Here is an 18,952-nt window from a genome sequence, read left to right on the forward strand (position 1 = left end):
CTCAGTAGTGAAACGAAGTATCGCCGATGGTAGTGTGGGGTTTCCCCATGTGAGAGTAGGTCATCGCCAGGCTTTAAATTTAGAATGTAAGACTGATTGTCTTGTATTCAACAGTTTTGCTTGACGGCAAAAGAGCTTTGGAACCACCTGATTCCATCCCGAACTCAGCAGTGAAACGAAGTATCGCCGATGGTAGTGTGGGGTTTCCCCATGTGAGAGTAGGTCACCGTCAAGCTTTAAATTAAAAAGCCCTGATTGCATAGCATTCAGGGCTTTTTTCATTGCCTAGTATTCTTTGCTCGATCGTATTCTGTTTTATTGGCCGTAAGAGTTGGCGCCCTCTTCAAGGTAGGCTTGCTCTTCTGGTGTGCTTTCTCTGCCAAGTGCCTTATTGCGGTGGGGGAAGCGACTGAAGCGAGTAATCAACTCTTTGTGGTCCTTGGCAAACCAGATAGATCGACCAGCTTCTTCTTTTCTGCTATCGGGTACTTCGCTTTGGAGTATTGTGAGCATTTCAATACACAAGTCCTGGTCTTCCAGGTTTTCAGAGTGCATGAGTGGCATATAAAGGAAGGGGCGCTCTGAAAAACTGAGCTGTTTATCCCAGCCTTTTTTAATGCTCTCATGGGTTAGCTGTAAGGCGTAGCTGTCGCCTGAAAAAGCTTGGGGCGTTTTTCTGTAAATGCTCCGGGTCATTTGATCCAAAAGAATAATAAGTGCTAGCTGTCCACGGGCTGTTTGCTCCCAGTTTGTGAGTTCTTGATTGAGGGCTTGCTCTACAAGATGGCCAAACTGCTTTTGAATTTGAGTGTCTGTTTCTCTGCCTCCCTGGAACCAGAGTGCACCTTTATCCTCTATTGGGTAACCTTCTACCTGTTCTCCAAACCAAAAAAACAAAACACCTTCGTAGGATTTAGTTGTCATGGCTGTGATATCTCCATTTGGCAGGATCAATAACAGATAGCCCATCAAATAAAGCAGGGCTTTGGAATGCTTTGTTCTGAAATTAGTTACTGCTACATCTGCCTTTATTCGATTTGGCTGGTTTTTTCTTGTTGTTTCAGAAGCCTGGCAATTCTCATTCATTGCTGTTTTCTCTGAAGTTGTCACTATATTATCTGGCATTCAATAGGTGTAGATGCCGCTGTATGGAAAATCTAATCAGACTGCTTGGGGATGGACGCTTTCACTCTGGGGAAGAGCTTGGCTCTGTGTTGGGGGTAAGTCGTGCCGCTGTATGGAAAAAACTGAAGGCTCTCTCTGATTTGGGGCTGGAGTTGGATGCGGTCAGAGGGAAGGGGTACCGTCTCCCCAGCGGTGTTGAGCTTCTTGATCGCTCAAAAATCGATAAAGAAATACCAGACAAAATTAAAGATGATGTCGCCATAGAGCTTCGCATGCTGACATCTTCAACAAATGATGATGTTCGTACTGTTGAAAGTGATGCTCGCTGGCGCGTATGTATGGCCGAGTATCAGAGTGGCGGTCGTGGCCGCAGGGGGCGTGTCTGGCAGAGCCCATTTGGAGCCTCTCTGTATTTTTCCATGTTGTGGAATGTTGAGAGTGGTCTCGCAGCAATGGAAGGGCTAAGCCTCGCGGTTGGTTTGACGGTGCTGAAAACTCTGGAGTCTTCCGGGGTCCCTGGGCTAACGCTAAAGTGGCCAAATGATGTTTTAATGAATGGACGTAAACTGGCAGGAGTGTTGCTGGAAATTAGTGGCGACCCTACCGGCTCCTGTGAGGTGGTGATAGGGGTTGGTATCAATCTGGCTCTTGGGCCGGAACAGAAGAAGAAAATAGATCAGCCTGTTACTGATGTGAAAACAGCGGCAGGAATGAATATTAGTAAAAATAAGATTGCCGGGCGCCTGATTGCCAATCTCTCCAGCATGCTTTCTACATTTCAGGGGTATGGGTTTGCGCCATATAGAGAGCAGTGGTCTCAGTATGATGCTTTTGCCGGGCAGCCCGTGGCGTTATATGTTGGGGCGAATACGATTACTGGTATAGCGGCGGGTGTTAATGACTCTGGTGCGGTTTTAATAAAAAATGATGCTGGCACTTCATCTTACGCCGGAGGAGAGATTTCTCTTCGAAAGTTATGAATGTTCTTGATATCGATGCGGGTAATACAAGGCTTAAGTGGCGCTGGCAGATGAATGCTCAGGAACCCATATATGGCGCTGTAATTAATCAGTCTGCAGAAGTTATGGTGGAGGAGCTTCAAAAGCAGATTGGTGGCAGTGCTGTCGATGTCTGTCGTTTGTCGTCTGTTCGTTCTCGGGAAGTGATTGATGAGGTTTGCCAGAAAGTATTCGAGATCTTGTCTATTCAGCCTCAACTGCCAAAACCTGCCTCTGGAGTAGGCGGGTTAACTGTTGGCGGAGTTGACCCTTTACGCTTAGGCCGTGATCGTTGGTTGGCTATGTTGGGTGCAAAGGGGTTGTATCCGAGCCGGGCTGTAATGATTGTTGATGCGGGTACAGCGTTGACGCTGGATATTGTGGATGCAGAAGGTGTTTTTCAGGGAGGTTTTATCTGCCCAGGTTTAAACACAATGCTAAGGGCTATGACGGATTCGACAGATTTGCTGGTTATGCCAGAGGTTCCGGAGTTTCGTCGTATATCTGCCTTCCCAAGTATCCAGGCAATACAGAATGGAGCCTTAAGCATGGCTGCAGCATTCATCGAAAAGGAATATGAGCGCTTTGATGGCGATATTCGTGTGATTTTATGTGGTGGTGATGCTGCCTTGCTGGCTGAAAATCTGACGATTTCGGTAGATTATCGTCCGGAACTTGTATTTGATGGGTTGGCGATTGCCTTACCCGCTAAGGACTTATAAATAGAATGAAGAAGCGTTGGTTGTTCGCTGTGCTGGTTGTATTGAATGTTGGCTACTTTGCTTACAGGCTGGTTTTTAGTGGTGATCAACCTGCACCTGCTGTTCCTGAAGGTGTAGTGGGACAGACATCTTTTGATGATGCAGAGTCAATACAGTTGCTCTCGGAAGCCATAGCAGAAGGGAGTGCAAAACGAGTTGTGCGAATGGTGGGAGGTGATGATGGTTCATCCCTCAGGGTTCAGACATCGCTTTGTACTCAGATCGGCGCATTTCGGGCTCGGGATACTGCTGGGCAAGTCCAGCAACGATTGATGGCCGCATCAATTGGTAGTGAGATTCGGCAGGTGAAAGTCCCCACTGCTCCTGATTACTGGGTTTACATTCCACCACTTCCAAATCGTAGTGCTGCCATTCGCAAATTAAAAGAATTGCAGGCTGGCAAGATTGATAGCTTCATTATTACAGAGGGTGAATTAACTAACGGAATCTCCCTTGGTTTGTTCACGCGAGAAAAATTGGCCGTTCAATTGCGTGATCGTCAGCTTGCCAATGGTTATAACGTTGAAATGAAAGAATTGGCTCGCTATCGTTTTGAATACTGGGTGGAAATAAGAAAGGCTGATCGGGAGTTGCTCAGCAACGCGCTATGGAGTTCTATTCAGGAAAGGTACGGGTTTGCCGAGAAACACGACAATTTGTGTGACACCGGTGTTGCAACCCCTGAATAGTTTCAATAGAATGCGCCTCGCGCTGATGAGGCGGTGTCGCAAACGACAGATGATTAACGAAGCTTTTAATAAAAGCGAACAAGTTGTCTAAGCGTTTGAAAAGAGAAGAAAATCTTCACTTGACATCGAAAAGCCTCAAGATAAAATGGCAGCGCAAATCAGGTGGGGTTCCCGAGCGGCCAAAGGGATCAGACTGTAAATCTGACGCGAAAGCTTCGCTGGTTCGAATCCAGCCCCCACCACCATCTTTACAAGGCTCAAATGCTGTAGTCTTGAAGAGCGGCCCAGTTTGAGCTTGCTTGTTTTCTGCTCAATTTAAAGGGTTTGTAAGCGGGTATAGTTCAACGGTAGAACCTCAGCCTTCCAAGCTGATGATGCGGGTTCGATTCCCGCTACCCGCTCCAATCGCTTAAATGCGGCTCTTATAGCTCAGTTGGTAGAGCGCATCCTTGGTAAGGATGAGGTCACCGGTTCAAATCCGGTTAAGAGCTCCATAATTTTACGGGGTAGACGTTTTGCGTCTGCCCTGTTTGCGTATGTGCGCGTGTTGCGCAGATCTTGAAAGCCTTAAAGCGGAGAGCGTAATGGCTAAGGAAAAGTTTGAACGTACGAAGCCGCACGTAAACGTCGGCACCATCGGTCACGTTGACCACGGTAAAACTACTCTGACTGCAGCCCTGACTCGCGTATGTGCCGAAGTATTCGGTGGCGAAATGAAGGCTTTCGATCAGATCGATAACGCTCCTGAAGAGCGTGAGCGTGGTATCACCATCTCTACTGCGCACGTAGAGTACGATTCCAACGATCGTCACTACGCACACGTAGACTGCCCAGGACACGCTGACTACGTTAAGAACATGATCACCGGTGCTGCTCAGATGGACGGCGCTATCCTGGTTTGTGGCGCGACTGACGGCCCTATGCCTCAGACTCGTGAGCACATCCTGCTGTCTCGTCAGGTTGGTGTACCTAAGATCGTTGTCTTCCTGAACAAGGCAGACCTGCTGGCTGAAGACTGTGGCGGCGTTGATTCTGAAGAATACGCTGAGATGCTGGAGCTGGTTGAAATGGAACTGCGTGAGCTGCTGGACACTTACGAGTTCCCAGGCGACGACACTCCAATCATCGCTGGTTCCGCTCTGATGGCCCTGAACGGCGAAGACGACAACGAACTGGGTACTTCCGCTGTTAAGAAGCTGGTTGAAACTCTGGATACTTACATCCCAGAGCCAGAGCGTGCTATCGATCAGCCATTCCTGCTGCCAATCGAAGACGTATTCTCCATCGCTGGTCGTGGTACCGTTGTTACCGGTCGTGTAGAGCGCGGTATCATCAAGGTTGGTGAAGAAGTTGAAATCATCGGCATCAAGGACACCACCAAGACTACCGTAACTGGTGTTGAAATGTTCCGTAAGCTGCTCGACGAAGGTCGTGCAGGTGAGAACGTTGGTGCCCTGCTGCGTGGTGTTAAGCGTGAAGAGATCGAGCGTGGCCAGTGTCTGGTTAAGCCTGGTTCCGTAACTCCTCACACTACCTTCGAATCCGAAGTGTACGTTCTGTCCAAGGATGAGGGTGGTCGTCACACTCCATTCTTCAAGGGCTACCGTCCTCAGTTCTACTTCCGTACTACCGACGTAACCGGTAACGTAGAGCTGCCAGAAGGCGTTGAGATGGTAATGCCGGGCGATAACATCCAGATGGTTGTTACCCTGATTGCACCAATCGCAATGGAAGACGGTCTGCGCTTCGCTATCCGTGAAGGTGGCCGTACTGTTGGCGCCGGCGTTGTGGCCAAGATCATCGCTTAATCTGACGCTTTGGTTGGCTTGCTCAAAGCCTATTTGATTGATTTGGATAGGCTTTGGGTGGTTGAATTAGCTCCGGGATCGTGTATAGTACGCCACCCGGAGCTGGCTAGAATCTGTGAAGATTATTAAGCTATAAGGCTTCTTTAAGCAGTAGGCCATTAGCTCAATTGGTAGAGCACCGGTCTCCAAAACCGGGGGTTGGGAGTTCGATTCTCTCATGGCCTGCCAGATTCCTTCCCGGATAAATTCCTGATCTGCTGAGAATTCTGGATGAGTGGTAAAACGGACGTTGAAAGCGTCAGTCGCTTTGATGGTTTTAAGTGGCTGGTAGTGGCACTTCTCGTACTTGCTGGAGCAGGCGGGAATGTATATTTTGGCGGTGAGTCTGTTCTTTACCGCGCAATAGGGCTGGTTGTTCTTGCTGTTTTAGCGATAGCTGTTGCTATGCAGACAGAGAAAGGGCAGTCGTTCTGGGGATTGCTTCGCGATGCCAAAGCTGAGGTGCGTAAGGTTGTATGGCCTACACGTCAGGAAACAGTGCAAACTACTGTTATTGTAGTTCTCGTAGTGCTGTTTATGAGTTTGGTTTTGTGGGGGCTGGATAGTCTGCTAGGCTGGATCGTTAGCAGCCTGATTAGATAAGGACAGAAGATGGCTAAACGTTGGTACGTCGTCCACGCCTATTCCGGATATGAGAAGCAGGTGATGCGCAGTTTGATTGAGCGCGTCAAGCTGTATGGCATGGAAGATAAGTTTGGCGAGATTCTTGTACCTACAGAAGAAATTGTAGAAATCAAGAACGGCCAGAAGCGTCGTAGCGAGCGCAAATTCTTTCCAGGGTACGTTCTGGTTCAGATGGAAATGGAAGAAGATTCCTGGCATCTGATTAAGGATACGCCACGTGTTCTTGGTTTTATTGGTGGTACGGCAGATAAACCAATGCCAATCACTCAAAAAGAAGCTGATGTTATTCTTCAGCGCGTTCAGGATGGTGGCGATAAGCCTCGTCCGAAGACGTTGTTCGAGCCAGGTGAAATGGTTCGTGTAATTGATGGGCCGTTTGCGGACTTCAACGGTACTGTTGAAGAAGTCAATTACGAGAAAAGCCGCCTGAAAGTTGCGGTAATGATTTTTGGTCGCTCTACCCCTGTCGAGCTTGAGTTTGGTCAGGTAGAGAAAGGCTGATCTTAAACCGATAAGGTTTAGATAAGGAATTTCGAACCTCGTCCTATTGTATTGCTGCGTTAAGTGGTGGTGCATTGTGCGAGGTTTTTGGTATCCGGGGTTCGCCCTGGTCGTGGGGAGCGGAGTCTGGCCTTGTCGGACAAAGCGTTAGAACCCTTTATGAGGTAAATCATGGCTAAAAAAGTACAGGCTTATATCAAGCTGCAGGTTGCTGCTGGTAAAGCAAACCCTTCTCCACCTGTTGGTCCAGCTCTGGGCCAGCATGGTGTTAACATTATGGAATTCTGTAAAGCTTTCAATGCTAAGACTCAAAGCATGGAAGCTGGTATGCCAATTCCAGTTATCATCACTGTTTACAGTGATCGTAGCTTCACTTTCGAAACCAAGACTCCGCCAGCATCCGTGCTGCTGAAGAAGGTTTGCAAGCTGAAGAAGGGTTCTGGCCGTCCTAACACTGAAAAGGTTGGTACTGTTACTCGTGAACAGCTGCTGGAAGTAGCCAAGATCAAAGAACCTGATCTGACTGCAGCTGACGAAGATGCTGCTATTCGCACCATCGCCGGTTCTGCCCGGTCCATGGGTCTGAACGTGGAGGGCATCTAAGATGGCAAAACTGACTAATCGTGCAAAGATGATTGCTGAGAAGGTTGAAGCTGGTAAGGCTTACTCCTTCGAAGAAGCTGCCAAGCTGCTGTCCGAGCTGTCCACCGTTAAGTTCAAGGAATCTATTGAGGTTGCCGTGAACTTGGGTGTTGATCCTCGTAAATCCGACCAGGTAGTTCGTGGCTCCGCCATCATGCCTAGCGGTACTGGTAAAGACGTTCGTGTTGCTGTATTTACTCAGGGCGCAAACGCTGAAGCTGCTAAAGAAGCTGGTGCAGACATCGTTGGTATGGATGATCTGGCTGCTCAGGTTAAAGCTGGCGAAATGAACTTCGACGTTGTTATTGCTTCTCCTGATGCAATGCGTGTTGTTGGTCAGCTGGGTCAGATTCTGGGTCCACGTGGCCTGATGCCTAACCCTAAGGTTGGCACTGTGACTCCTAACGTTGCTGCTGCTGTTAAGAATGCCAAGTCCGGTCAGGTGCGTTTCCGTACTGACAAGAACGGCATCATCCACGCAAGCGTTGGTAAGGTTGATTTCGAAGCCTCCGCTCTGCAGGCAAACGTTGAAGCTCTGATTGCTGAGCTGAAGAAGCTGAAGCCAGCTTCTGCCAAGGGCGTATACCTGAAGAAGATCTCTCTGTCTTCTACCATGGGTCCTGGCCTGACTATCGATCACGCTACTCTGAACATCTAATTTCGTTCAAGTGTGATTGAAAGAACTCGTGATTGCGCATAACTCATTTGGGTTTGCGTAATCACAAACCATCTTTGGGGTCCTCGCATTCGAGGACTGTCAAAGATCGTAGGTGCAAGACAGTCTTTTCGGTGTAAATCGATGTTGTAGGGCTGAACTGCTTAATTTCCTGCGTAGACGGTGAATCGATTGTCTGACAATTGGCCCTTCACCGTATTAAGTGTCCATTTGGATTTGCGTAGAATGCGCATCCAGGTGAACTAAGCACTTTACCAAACTGGAGTAAAGCCCCATGGCGTTAGGTCTCGAAGACAAAAAAGCGATTGTCGCTGGTGTCAATGAGGCTGCCCAAAGCGCTCTGTCGGCTGTAATCGCGGACTACCGCGGCCTGACTGTTGACCAGATGACCGCCCTGCGTAGCGAAGCTCGCAAAAATGGCGTTTACCTGAAGGTCGTACGTAACACTCTGGCCCGTAAAGCTGTTGAAGGTACTGAATATGAGTGCATTCAAGAAGCTTTGGTAGGTCCTACTATCCTGGCTTTCTCTCAGGAAGATCCGGGCGCTGCTGCCCGTGTCCTGAAAGATTTCGCTAAGGAAAATGACGCACTGGAAGTGAAAGCTCTTTCCATTGGCGGCAAACTGCTCGGCGCTGAGCAGATTGACGTCCTGGCTAAGATGCCAACACTGGATCAGTCGCGTGCGATGCTGATGAGCGTAATGATTGCACCTGTGACCAAGCTGGTACGTACTCTGAACGAGTTCCCAAGCAAGATCACCCGTGCAGTGGCAGCTGTTGCCGACGAGAAGAAGAAAGCCGCTTAATTTTTATTAGCTGCTTTTATCTAATCGTTTTTAAATTATTTTTGCCTGGAAACAGGCAACAGGTTTTACCCTGAAGAATTCTGGAGAAAGAGAAATGGCTCTGTCCAAAGAAGATATCCTGAACGCTATCGCTGAAATGAGCGTAATGGAAGTTGTTGAACTGGTTGAAGCAATGGAAGAGAAGTTCGGTGTTTCCGCTGCTGCTGCTGTTGCTGCTGCTCCTGCTGCTGCTGGCGAAGCTGCTGCTGCCGCTGAACAGACTGAGTTCGACGTAATCCTGACTGGCGCTGGCGACAAGAAAGTTAACGTAATCAAGGTAGTACGTGCTGCTACTGGCCTGGGTCTGAAAGAAGCCAAGGCTGTTGTAGACGGTGCTCCTGCTCCAGTTAAAGAAGGCGCGTCCAAGGACGAAGCTGAAGAGCTGAAGAAGCAGCTGGAAGAAGCTGGTGCTACTGTAGAAGTTAAGTAATTTCTACGTTGCATTACCTCAGACTTATTGAATAATGAGTCGAATGGCTGGTGCCTTTTGGCACCGGCCTTTTTCCGTTATAAGGATTGCAGTGTTTTGTTTTTGTAAAATGCGTGCAGTTCTGGATAGTCTTGTTAAAATGTGTTGTTTACCGCAATTTAATAAGATGTAATAGCGGAAAAGTTCCTGGTAACGGGAGCAGCCAATGAAAAATTGGTTTGAAAGTATTTGTGCTCTGGTCAACTTGGTTTGACGGTTCAGAATCCGGGGAAACGGATTACAGGGGTAGGCACTCGACTTGCTGCAATCACTACGAGTGGTTTTATGACAGAAAAAGATGACTTCATGTTCAACGGGGTACCGGTGGGCAAGAGGTCTTTTCTGCGTAATAAAAAAGTCATTGATGTGTTGTCTACATACTGTGTTTTCCCAGGTTTCGCCTGAGAGCCGGGCAAACCAAGTTTACCGGAGCACCGCTCGTGAGCATGAGAGATTTCAGGTCTTTTGTGGCTCAGGAAAATGAATGAGAGGCTACCCGCCCTCGAGACAAAGGTCGTGGCCTATGCAGGCACGCACGACAGATCCGCAGGTGACCTAGCTGGGGAACGCTGATGGCTTACTCGTATACAGAGAAAAAACGTATCCGTAAGGATTTCGGCAAATTGCCGCAAGTCATGGATGTGCCCTATTTGCTGGCAATCCAGCTGGATTCCTATCGGAAGCTCTTGCAAACCGATACGGGCCCAGAGGGACGTAACGATATAGGATTACACGCGGCTTTCAAGTCCGTGTTCCCAATTGTCAGCTATTCCGGCAATGCCGCACTGGAATACGTCGGATACCGTTTGGGTACTCCGGCTTTTGACGTAAAGGAATGCCAGCTCCGTGGGGTAACCTACGCTGTGCCTCTGCGCGTCAAAGTGCGTCTGATTATCTATGACAGAGAAAGCGCCAACAAGGCGATTAAAGATATCAAAGAGCAAGAAGTCTATATGGGTGAAATTCCACTCATGACAGACAACGGCACCTTTGTGATTAACGGTACCGAACGGGTGATTGTATCCCAGCTGCACCGTTCTCCAGGTGTGTTCTTTGATAATGACCGTGGTAAAACCCACTCTTCCGGCAAGCTGCTTTATTCCGCGCGGGTTATTCCTTACCGTGGTTCCTGGCTGGACTTTGAGTTTGATCCCAAAGATCTTCTCTTTGTGCGTATCGACCGCCGCCGTAAGCTGCCGGCAACTATCCTGCTGCGTGCCTTGGGCTACAGCAGTGAACAGATTCTTGATCTGTTCTTTGAAAGCAACGAATACAAGATTGGCAGTAACGGTGTTACTTTCGATCTGGTACCTGAGCGTCTGCGTGGTGAAGCGTCCAGCTTCGACATCCGCGACAACGATGGCAATGTCATTGTAGAACAAGGCCGTCGTGTAACTGCACGTCACATTCGTCAGCTGCAGAAAGCTAATATCAGCACTCTGGAAGCACCACCAGAATATGTTCTGGGTAAAGTGCTGGCCAAGCCGGTTATCCACTCCGCTACAGGTGAAATCCTGGTTGAGTGTAACACCGAGCTGACCATGGAAATCTATGAGAAGCTGCTGGCTGCTGGCATTAAGTCCATTGGTGTTATTTACACCAATGAACTGGACTGCGGTTCTTATGTTTCCGATACCCTGCGTTCAGATACCACCACCAACGCAATGGAAGCTCTGGTAGAAATCTACCGTATGATGCGTCCTGGCGAGCCACCTACTAAGGATGCTGCAGAACAGCTGTTCCAGAACCTGTTCTTCACTGCCGAGCGTTACGACCTGTCTGCCGTTGGTCGCATGAAGTTCAACCGTCGTCTGGGTCGTGAAAGCGATACTGGCTCCGGCATCATGGACAACCAAGACATCATCGATGTCATGAGAACTCTGGTTGATATACGCAACGGTAAAGGTGTTTGTGACGATATCGATCACCTGGGTAACCGTCGTGTTCGTTCTGTTGGTGAAATGGCAGAAAACCAGTTCCGTGTAGGTCTGGTTCGTGTAGAGCGTGCTGTTAAAGAACGTCTGTCTATGGCAGAGTCCGAAGGCCTGATGCCTCAGGATCTGATCAATGCCAAGCCTGTTGCAGCTGCTGTTAAGGAATTCTTTGGTTCCAGTCAGCTGTCCCAGTTTATGGATCAGAACAACCCGCTGTCTGAGGTTACACACAAGCGTCGTGTATCTGCCTTAGGCCCTGGTGGTCTGACCCGTGAGCGTGCCGGCTTTGAGGTTCGAGACGTACACCCGACCCACTATGGTCGCGTATGTCCTATCGAAACTCCTGAAGGTCCAAACATCGGTCTGATCAACTCTCTGGCAACTTATGCCCGCACTAACCCATATGGTTTCCTCGAGTCTCCATATCGTAAGGTTATTGACGGCAAGGTTACTGACGAGATCGATTACCTGTCTGCGATTGAAGAGGGCGAGTTCGTAATCGCTCAGGCTTCCGCGACAATGAACGAAAAGCGTGAGTTGACCGAAGAACTGGTTAACGTACGTCACCGTAACGAAGTAACCCTGACTCCTCCGGAAAATGTTCAGTACATGGACGTTTCTCCCCGTCAGGTTGTATCTGTTGCAGCATCCCTAATTCCATTCCTGGAACACGATGACGCGAACCGCGCATTGATGGGATCCAACATGCAACGTCAGGCTGTACCTACCCTGCGTGCTGACAAGCCACTGGTTGGTACCGGTATGGAGCGTAACGTAGCTCGTGACTCCGGCGTATGTGTGGTTGCACGTCGTGGCGGTATCATCGAGTCCGTAGACGCTGGCCGTATCGTTATCCGTGTACATGATGCTGAAGTTCAGCCAGGCGAAGCCGGTGTTGACCTGTACAGCATGACTAAGTACACCCGTTCTAACCAGAACACCTGCATTAACCAGCGTCCTCTGGTTAAGGCTGGCGAAGTTGTCCAGCGTGGCGACATTCTGGCTGACGGTCCTTCCGTTGATATGGGTGAACTGGCTCTGGGTCAGAATATGCGCATCGCGTTTATGCCCTGGAACGGTTACAACTTTGAGGACTCCATGCTCGTATCTGAGCGTGTGGTTCAGGAAGATCGCTTCACCACCATCCACATTCAGGAACTGACCTGTGTGGCTCGTGACACCAAACTGGGCTCTGAGGAAGTTACTTCCGATATTCCTAACGTTGGTGAATCCGCCCTGAACAAACTGGATGAAGCCGGTATTGTTTACGTGGGTGCTGAAGTAGAGGCAGGCGACATTCTGGTTGGTAAGGTAACGCCTAAGGGTGAAACCCAGCTGACTCCAGAGGAAAAGCTGCTGCGTGCGATCTTTGGTGAAAAAGCCTCTGACGTTAAAGACACCTCCCTGCGTGTACCGACTTCCGTTAAGGGTACGGTTATCGATGTTCAGGTGTTCACTCGTGACGGCGTAGAGAAAGATACTCGCGCACTGTCTATCGAGAAGAGCCAGCTGGACGAGATCCGTAAAGACCTGAACGAAGAGTTCCGTATCGTAGAAGGCGATACCTTTGCCCGTCTGATGTCTTCTATTGAAGGCCAGAAGGTTGATCGTGGTCCAGGTCTCCAGAAGGGTGACACCCTGACTGCAGATTACCTCAACAGTCTGGAACACGATCAGTGGTTCCGTCTGGTAATGTCTGAGGAAGAGCTGAACAGCCAGCTGGAAGCGGCACAGAAGCAGTTGACTGAGCTGCGTGCACAGCTGGACGAGCGCTTCGAAGACAAGAAGAAGAAACTGCAGACTGGCGATGACATGGCGCCTGGCGTACTGAAGATCGTCAAGGTTTACCTGGCTATCAAGCGTCGCATTCAGCCTGGTGACAAGATGGCGGGTCGTCACGGTAACAAGGGTGTTATCTCCATCATCATGCCGGTAGAAGATATGCCGCACGATGAGTTTGGTAATCCTGTGGATATCGTACTGAACCCTCTGGGTGTACCGTCCCGTATGAACGTTGGACAGGTTCTGGAAACTCACCTGGGTGCTGCGGCACGCGGTCTGGGCCATAAGATCAATGAAATGGTTCGGTCCCAGCAGGCGATTGCGAAGATTCGCAAGTTCCTGAACGAAATCTACAACGTTGTAGGTGCAGGTAAGAACAAAGAAGACATCGATTCCTTCTCTGATCAGGAAGTGATGGATCTTGCTCGCAACCTGTGCAAGGGCGTGCCCATGGCTACCGCCGTATTCGACGGTGCCAAAGAGGCTGAAATCAAGGCTCTGCTGCGTCTGGCAGATCTGGATGACAGTGGTCAAGTTTCTCTGTACGACGGCCGTACCGGTGATCGCTTCGAGCGTCCGGTAACTGTTGGCTACATGTACATGCTGAAGCTGAACCACCTGGTAGACGACAAGATGCACGCGCGTTCTACTGGTTCCTATTCCCTGGTAACCCAGCAGCCTCTGGGCGGTAAAGCTCAGTTTGGTGGCCAGAGATTTGGTGAGATGGAAGTGTGGGCACTGGAAGCATACGGTGCCGCTTACACACTGCAGGAAATGCTCACGGTTAAGTCCGATGACGTTGCCGGTCGTACCAAGATGTATAAGAACATCGTCGACGGTGACCATCGTATGGAACCTGGCATGCCCGAGTCCTTCAACGTATTGGTGAAGGAAATCCGTTCTCTGGGTATTGATCTTGAACTGGAATCCGAAAGTACGGGTTTCTAACGAGATTAATGGCTATAGGGTTAAATTCGGCGGGTAGTTTTCTACCCGCCGGCTTCTGCGAGGAGAAGCGATGAAAGACTTACTCAATCTGCTTAAATCCCAGGGACAGACGGAAGAATTCGATTCCATTCGCATCTCCCTGGCGAGCCCCGAGATGGTGCGCTCCTGGTCTTATGGTGAAGTTAGAAAACCAGAGACCATTAACTACCGTACGTTCAAGCCTGAGCGTGACGGTCTGTTCTGTGCCAAGATTTTTGGCCCGGTAAAAGATTACGAGTGCCTGTGCGGAAAGTACAAGCGTCTCAAGCATCGTGGTGTTATTTGTGAAAAGTGTGGCGTTGAAGTCGCACTGGCTAAAGTTCGTCGTGAGCGTATGGGGCACATCGAACTGGCAGCACCTGTTGCCCACATCTGGTTCCTGAAATCTCTGCCGTCCCGTATCGGCCTGCTGCTTGATATGACTCTGCGTGATATCGAGCGTGTTCTGTACTTCGAATCCTATGTAGTTATCGATCCAGGTATGACTACTCTGGATCGCAGTCAGCTGCTGAACGACGAAGAATACTACGAAGCTCTGGAAGAATTCGGTGATGACTTTGACGCCCGCATGGGTGCCGAAGCTGTTCAGCATCTGCTGGGCGATATCGAACTTAAAGAAGAGATCGATCAGCTGCGTGAAGAAATTCCGCAGACTAATTCCGAAACCAAGATCAAGAAGCTGACCAAGCGCCTGAAGCTGCTTGAAGCTTTCTTCCATTCCGGCAACAAGCCTGAGTGGATGATCATGACCGTTCTGCCGGTTCTGCCGCCAGATCTGCGTCCTCTGGTACCTCTGGATGGCGGCCGTTTTGCAACGTCCGACCTGAACGATCTGTACCGTCGGGTTATCAACCGTAACAACCGTCTGAAGCGTCTGCTCGAGCTGAACGCTCCTGACATCATCGTCCGCAACGAAAAGCGTATGCTGCAGGAGTCTGTTGACGCCCTGCTGGATAACGGTCGTCGTGGTCGAGCGATCACTGGTTCCAACAAGCGTCCTCTGAAGTCCCTGGCCGATATGATCAAGGGTAAGCAGGGTCGTTTCCGTCAGAACCTTCTGGGTAAGCGTGTTGACTACTCCGGTCGTTCCGTAATTACCGTAGGCCCAACCTTGCGCCTGCATCAGTGTGGTCTTCCTAAGAAGATGGCACTGGAACTGTTCAAGCCTTTCATCTTCGGCAAGCTGGAAACCCGTGGTCAGGCGACCACTATTAAAGCTGCCAAGAAGATGGTTGAGCGTGAAGAGCCAATCGTATGGGATATCCTCGACGAGGTTATCCGCGAACACCCGGTTATGCTGAACCGTGCACCTACTCTGCACCGTCTCGGTATCCAGGCGTTCGAACCAGTACTGATCGAAGGTAAAGCCATCCAACTGCACCCTCTGGTGTGTGCGGCTTACAACGCTGACTTCGACGGTGACCAGATGGCGGTACACGTACCCCTGACTCTGGAAGCCCAGCTCGAAGCCCGTGCCCTGATGATGTCTACCAACAACATCCTGGCACCTGCGAACGGCGAACCTATCATCGTTCCTTCTCAGGACGTTGTACTGGGTCTGTACTACATCACCCGTGATCGCATCAATGCAAAGGGTGAGGGGCTGGCATTCAAGGACATCAGTGAAGCCCTGCGTGCTTACCGCACCGGCGCTGCCGATCTGCATGCCCGCGTTAAGGTTCGTATCTCTGAAACCGTTAAGGATGAAGAGGGTGAGCTGCACACTCGCAAGTTCCTGGCTGAAACAACTGTAGGCCGTGTACTGCTGTGGGAAATCGTACCTGACGGCCTTCCATTTGATCTGGTTAACCAGGCAATGAAGAAGAAGGCGATCTCTCGCCTGCTGAACGCCTGTTACCGTAACGTTGGTCTGAAAGAAACTGTTATCTTCGCTGACCAAATGATGTACATGGGCTTCAGCTACGCCACCATCTCCGGTGCGTCTATCGGTGTTAACGACTTCGTTATCCCGGCTGAAAAAGGCCAGATCATCGATGAGGCTTACAACGAAGTACGCGAAATCGAAAACCAGTTTGCTTCCGGTCTGGTAACCCAGGGCGAAAAGTACAACAAGGTTATCGATATATGGTCTCGTGCCAACGAAGTGTTGGCTAAGCGCATGATGGACAACCTGAAAACTGATCTCGTTATCAACCGTGATGGCGAAGAGGAAGAGCAGGAATCCTTCAATAGCGTTTACATGATGGCCGACTCCGGTGCGCGGGGTTCCGCAGCACAGATTCGTCAGCTGGCTGGTATGCGTGGTCTGATGGCCAAGCCAGACGGCTCCATCATCGAGACGCCAATCACTGCGAACTTCCGTGAAGGTCTGAGCGTACTGCAGTACTTTAACTCGACTCACGGAGCTCGTAAGGGTCTGGCGGATACCGCACTTAAGACTGCAAACTCCGGTTACCTGACTCGTCGTCTGGTAGATGTGGCACAGGATCTGGTTGTAACCGAGCATGACTGTGGCACCACTAAGGGTCTGCTGCTGACTCCGGTTATCGAAGGTGGTGAGGTTGTACAGGATCTGGGTGAACGTATTCTGGGCCGTGTGGTTGCAGAGGATGTTTATGTACCTGGTACCGACAACATTGCTGTCAATGCAGGCACTCTGATTGACGAGAAGTGGGTTAAGCGTCTTGAAGAGCTGAACGTAGATGAAATGCTAGTTCGCTCCTCTATCTCCTGTGAAACCCGTCATGGTGTATGTGCCAGCTGTTACGGTCGTGACCTGGGTCGCGGACACATCGTTAACCCTGGTGAAGCTGTTGGTGTTATCGCTGCTCAGTCTATCGGTGAGCCTGGTACCCAGCTGACGATGCGTACCTTCCACATCGGTGGTGCTGCATCCCGTGCGGCTGCACAGGATAACATCACTGTGAAGGCCAAGGGTTCTATCCGTCTGACTAACATCAAGACTGTTGAGCGTAAGGATGGCAACCTGGTTGCTGTATCCCGTTCCGGTCAGCTGGCTCTGGCAGATGAATTCGGTCGCGAGCGTGAGCGCTACAAGCTGCCATACGGTACTGTTCTGTCTGTTAAGGATGGCGATGCTGTTCAGGCGGGTGCGATTGTTGCGAAGTGGGATCCACATACTCACCCAATCGTGACTGAAATCGCTGGTAAGGTACGCTTCATCGGAATGGAAGAAGGTATCACCATCAAGACTCAGACCGATGAGATCACTGGTCTGTCCAGCATTGAGGTGATTAACCCGACTGACCGCCCTGCGGCTGGTAAGGATATCCGTCCTGCCATCGAACTGCTGGATGAAAGCGGTAACGAGCTGATGCTGCCTAACACCAGCACACCTGCTCAGTACTTCCTGCCTGCGAACGCTCTGGTGAGCCTGAAAGACGGCGAGAATGTTGAGATCGGTGCGATTGTTGCCCGTATGCCTCAGCAGTCTTCCGGTAACAAGGATATCACCGGTGGTCTGCCACGAGTGGCCGACCTGTTTGAAGCCCGTAAGCCAAAAGAGCCTGCGATTCTTGCGGAAACCTCCGGTATCGTTTCCTTCGGTAAGGAAACCAAGGGTAAGAAGCGTCTGGTGATTACACCTACCGACGGTTCCGATCCTTATGAGGAGCTGATTCCTAAGTGGCGCCAGCTGAACGTGTTCGAAGGTGAGAACGTTGTTAAGGGTGAAGTAATCTCTGACGGTCCGTTCAACCCTCACGACATTCTGCGTCTGCTGGGTGTAACTGCACTGGCCGAGTACATCGTTAAAGAGATTCAGGAAGTTTACTTGCTGCAGGGCGTTAAGATTAACGACAAGCACATTGAAACTATCCTGCGTCAGATGCTGCGTAAGGTAGAAGTGACCGATGCCGGTGACTCCGACCTGATCCGTGGTGAGCAAATCGAGTACGTGAAAGTGCTCGAGGTTAACGATGAGATGGACGCAACCGATCGCTTCCCTGCGAAGTACGAGCGCATCCTGCTGGGTATCACCAAGGCATCTCTGGCAACAGAATCCTTCATCTCCGCGGCTTCCTTCCAGGAAACTACCCGCGTACTGACCGAAGCGGCGGTAACCGGCAAGTCCGACCACCTGCGCGGCCTGAAGGAAAACGTTGTTGTGGGTCGTCTAATTCCGGCTGGTACCGGTTTGTCCTACCACGAAGAGCGTCGCAAGCGCGATCAGGAACAGACGATGACTATCTCTGCTTCCGATGTTGAAGCGGCTCTGTCTGAAGCTCTGAGTCAGGGCGACGCGTAAGCGTTCCCTGTTATAGGCTGATAAAAAGCCGGTCAGTTATCTGACCGGCTTTTTTATTGCCTGTAGAAAAAGCAGATCAACCGATGTGCTTTTTAATAAGGGCTGGTAACTCTTTGATGCTTTGCAGTTCGTGGTAATGATGTTCTGCCGCATGATCATCGGTTACGGTTTCGTGCAGCCAGGTGGACTCAAAAGGAATGTGAACACCTGTGCCGCCAATGCGGTCGATGGGAAGTACATCAGACTTCAGGGAGTTGCCAATCATCCAGAAGTTTTCTGGTTTGATGTTGTAGCGATCTAGAAGGCGCTGGTAAGTTTCATCATTCTTTTCAGAAACAATTTCAACAGCTTGAAAGTAATCTCCCAAACCAGAGCGGGCAATCTTGCTCTCCTGATCAAACAGGTCGCCTTTGGTGATCAGCATTAGCGGGTAATCTTTTAGCTCATCAAGGGTTTCTCGCACGCCTTCAATCAGATCGATGGGGTAAGTCATTATGGATTTGCCCAGATCAATAATCTTCTGTATCTCAGCTCCGGTTACCTTACCTTCAGAGAGCTCTATAACGCTCTCAATCATGGATAGAGAAAAACCTTTGGCGCCGTAACCAAAGATATGAAGGTTCTTTATCTCCTGCTGATACAGGTGTTCGAGCAGGTTGTCTCCACGGTAGTAACGCTCAAGGAGTTTAATGATTTCTTTTTCTGCGTCGCGGAAGTAAGGCTCATTTGGCCAGAGTGTGTCGTCAGCGTCGAAAGCGATGACGGCGGGAAGGGTATTAATCATCAAGGTAAGTACAACAGGTGGAATAAAAATATCAGTATAT

General features: G+C 50.0%; 14 protein-coding genes, 4 tRNA genes and 2 rRNA genes. 18 read left to right on the forward strand and 2 right to left on the reverse strand.

Translation table 11 applies throughout. The annotated features are described in order from the left end of the window. Both rrf (ACY2RR_RS04980) and rrf (ACY2RR_RS04985) read left to right on the forward strand, forming a co-directional pair. Positions 1 to 72: ribosomal RNA gene (rrf, locus tag ACY2RR_RS04980) — 5S ribosomal RNA — on the forward strand; the annotation flags it as partial. A gap of 47 nt (positions 73 to 119) precedes the next feature. After that, positions 120 to 235, forward strand: a 5S ribosomal RNA gene (rrf, locus tag ACY2RR_RS04985). 80 nt (positions 236 to 315) lie between these two features. On the opposite strand, the gene ACY2RR_RS04990 is transcribed toward rrf (ACY2RR_RS04985), so the two are convergent. Next, positions 316 to 1,086 carry a DUF924 family protein gene (locus tag ACY2RR_RS04990; RefSeq protein WP_490107054.1) on the reverse strand — a complete coding sequence of 257 codons (771 nt, stop codon included), beginning with the start codon at positions 1,084 to 1,086 and terminating at the stop codon, positions 316 to 318. A gap of 62 nt (positions 1,087 to 1,148) precedes the next feature. On the opposite strand from ACY2RR_RS04990, the gene birA reads away from it, so the two are divergent. From birA to rpoC, 16 genes are all read left to right on the forward strand, one after another. Next, on the forward strand, positions 1,149 to 2,105 hold the full coding sequence (birA, locus tag ACY2RR_RS04995; protein ID WP_490107055.1) for a bifunctional biotin--[acetyl-CoA-carboxylase] ligase/biotin operon repressor BirA: 957 nt from the start codon (positions 1,149 to 1,151) through the stop codon (positions 2,103 to 2,105). Further along, complete coding sequence (locus ACY2RR_RS05000; RefSeq protein WP_490107056.1) at positions 2,102 to 2,845, forward strand: type III pantothenate kinase; 744 nt, start codon at positions 2,102 to 2,104, stop codon at positions 2,843 to 2,845. The genes birA and ACY2RR_RS05000 overlap by 4 nt, the downstream gene beginning before the upstream one ends. Positions 2,846 to 2,850: 5 nt before the next feature. After that, the gene (locus tag ACY2RR_RS05005; RefSeq protein WP_490107057.1) at positions 2,851 to 3,573 is read left to right on the forward strand and encodes an SPOR domain-containing protein; all 723 of its coding nucleotides are present in this window, start codon (positions 2,851 to 2,853) and stop codon (positions 3,571 to 3,573) included. Positions 3,574 to 3,734: 161 nt separating this feature from the next. Beyond that, positions 3,735 to 3,818, forward strand: a tRNA-Tyr gene (locus ACY2RR_RS05010). Between the two features lie 85 nt (positions 3,819 to 3,903). Further along, positions 3,904 to 3,977: transfer RNA gene (locus tag ACY2RR_RS05015), tRNA-Gly, on the forward strand. A 14-nt stretch (positions 3,978 to 3,991) separates the two neighbouring features. Beyond that, positions 3,992 to 4,067: transfer RNA gene (locus tag ACY2RR_RS05020), tRNA-Thr, on the forward strand. 90 nt (positions 4,068 to 4,157) lie between these two features. Further along, positions 4,158 to 5,381, forward strand: a complete 1,224-nt coding sequence (gene tuf / locus ACY2RR_RS05025) for an elongation factor Tu (protein ID WP_490107058.1) — start codon at positions 4,158 to 4,160, stop codon at positions 5,379 to 5,381. A 152-nt stretch (positions 5,382 to 5,533) separates the two neighbouring features. Then, positions 5,534 to 5,609: transfer RNA gene (locus ACY2RR_RS05030), tRNA-Trp, on the forward strand. Positions 5,610 to 5,651: 42 nt separating this feature from the next. After that, a complete protein-coding gene (secE, locus tag ACY2RR_RS05035) occupies positions 5,652 to 6,023 on the forward strand; it encodes a preprotein translocase subunit SecE (RefSeq protein WP_490107059.1) in 372 nt (123 codons plus the stop codon). Positions 6,024 to 6,032: 9 nt separating this feature from the next. Then, positions 6,033 to 6,566, forward strand: a complete 534-nt coding sequence (nusG, locus tag ACY2RR_RS05040) for a transcription termination/antitermination protein NusG (protein ID WP_490107060.1) — start codon at positions 6,033 to 6,035, stop codon at positions 6,564 to 6,566. Between the two features lie 171 nt (positions 6,567 to 6,737). After that, positions 6,738 to 7,169, forward strand: coding sequence for a 50S ribosomal protein L11 (rplK, locus tag ACY2RR_RS05045; RefSeq protein WP_490107061.1), 432 nt, complete (start codon positions 6,738 to 6,740; stop codon positions 7,167 to 7,169). Between the two features lies 1 nt (position 7,170). Then, the gene (rplA, locus tag ACY2RR_RS05050; protein WP_490107062.1) at positions 7,171 to 7,866 is read left to right on the forward strand and encodes a 50S ribosomal protein L1; all 696 of its coding nucleotides are present in this window, start codon (positions 7,171 to 7,173) and stop codon (positions 7,864 to 7,866) included. Positions 7,867 to 8,158: 292 nt separating this feature from the next. Next, a complete protein-coding gene (gene rplJ, locus ACY2RR_RS05055; RefSeq protein ID WP_281648550.1) occupies positions 8,159 to 8,689 on the forward strand; it encodes a 50S ribosomal protein L10 in 531 nt (176 codons plus the stop codon). Between the two features lie 94 nt (positions 8,690 to 8,783). After that, the gene (gene rplL, locus ACY2RR_RS05060; RefSeq protein WP_490107063.1) at positions 8,784 to 9,158 is read left to right on the forward strand and encodes a 50S ribosomal protein L7/L12; all 375 of its coding nucleotides are present in this window, start codon (positions 8,784 to 8,786) and stop codon (positions 9,156 to 9,158) included. A gap of 611 nt (positions 9,159 to 9,769) precedes the next feature. Then, complete coding sequence (rpoB, locus tag ACY2RR_RS05065) at positions 9,770 to 13,861, forward strand: DNA-directed RNA polymerase subunit beta (protein WP_490107064.1); 4,092 nt, start codon at positions 9,770 to 9,772, stop codon at positions 13,859 to 13,861. A 70-nt stretch (positions 13,862 to 13,931) separates the two neighbouring features. Further along, positions 13,932 to 18,128 (forward strand): DNA-directed RNA polymerase subunit beta', encoded by a 4,197-nt coding sequence (gene rpoC / locus ACY2RR_RS05070; RefSeq protein WP_490107065.1) that lies wholly within the window; start codon positions 13,932 to 13,934, stop codon positions 18,126 to 18,128. A gap of 76 nt (positions 18,129 to 18,204) precedes the next feature. Here the strand turns inward: rpoC and ACY2RR_RS05075 are convergent, their stop codons facing one another. Further along, the gene (locus tag ACY2RR_RS05075) at positions 18,205 to 18,912 is read right to left on the reverse strand and encodes an HAD family hydrolase (RefSeq protein WP_490107876.1); all 708 of its coding nucleotides are present in this window, start codon (positions 18,910 to 18,912) and stop codon (positions 18,205 to 18,207) included. Between the last annotated feature and the right edge of the window lie 40 nt (positions 18,913 to 18,952).

This window comes from Parendozoicomonas sp. 2304DJ65-17 (genome assembly GCF_058148445.1).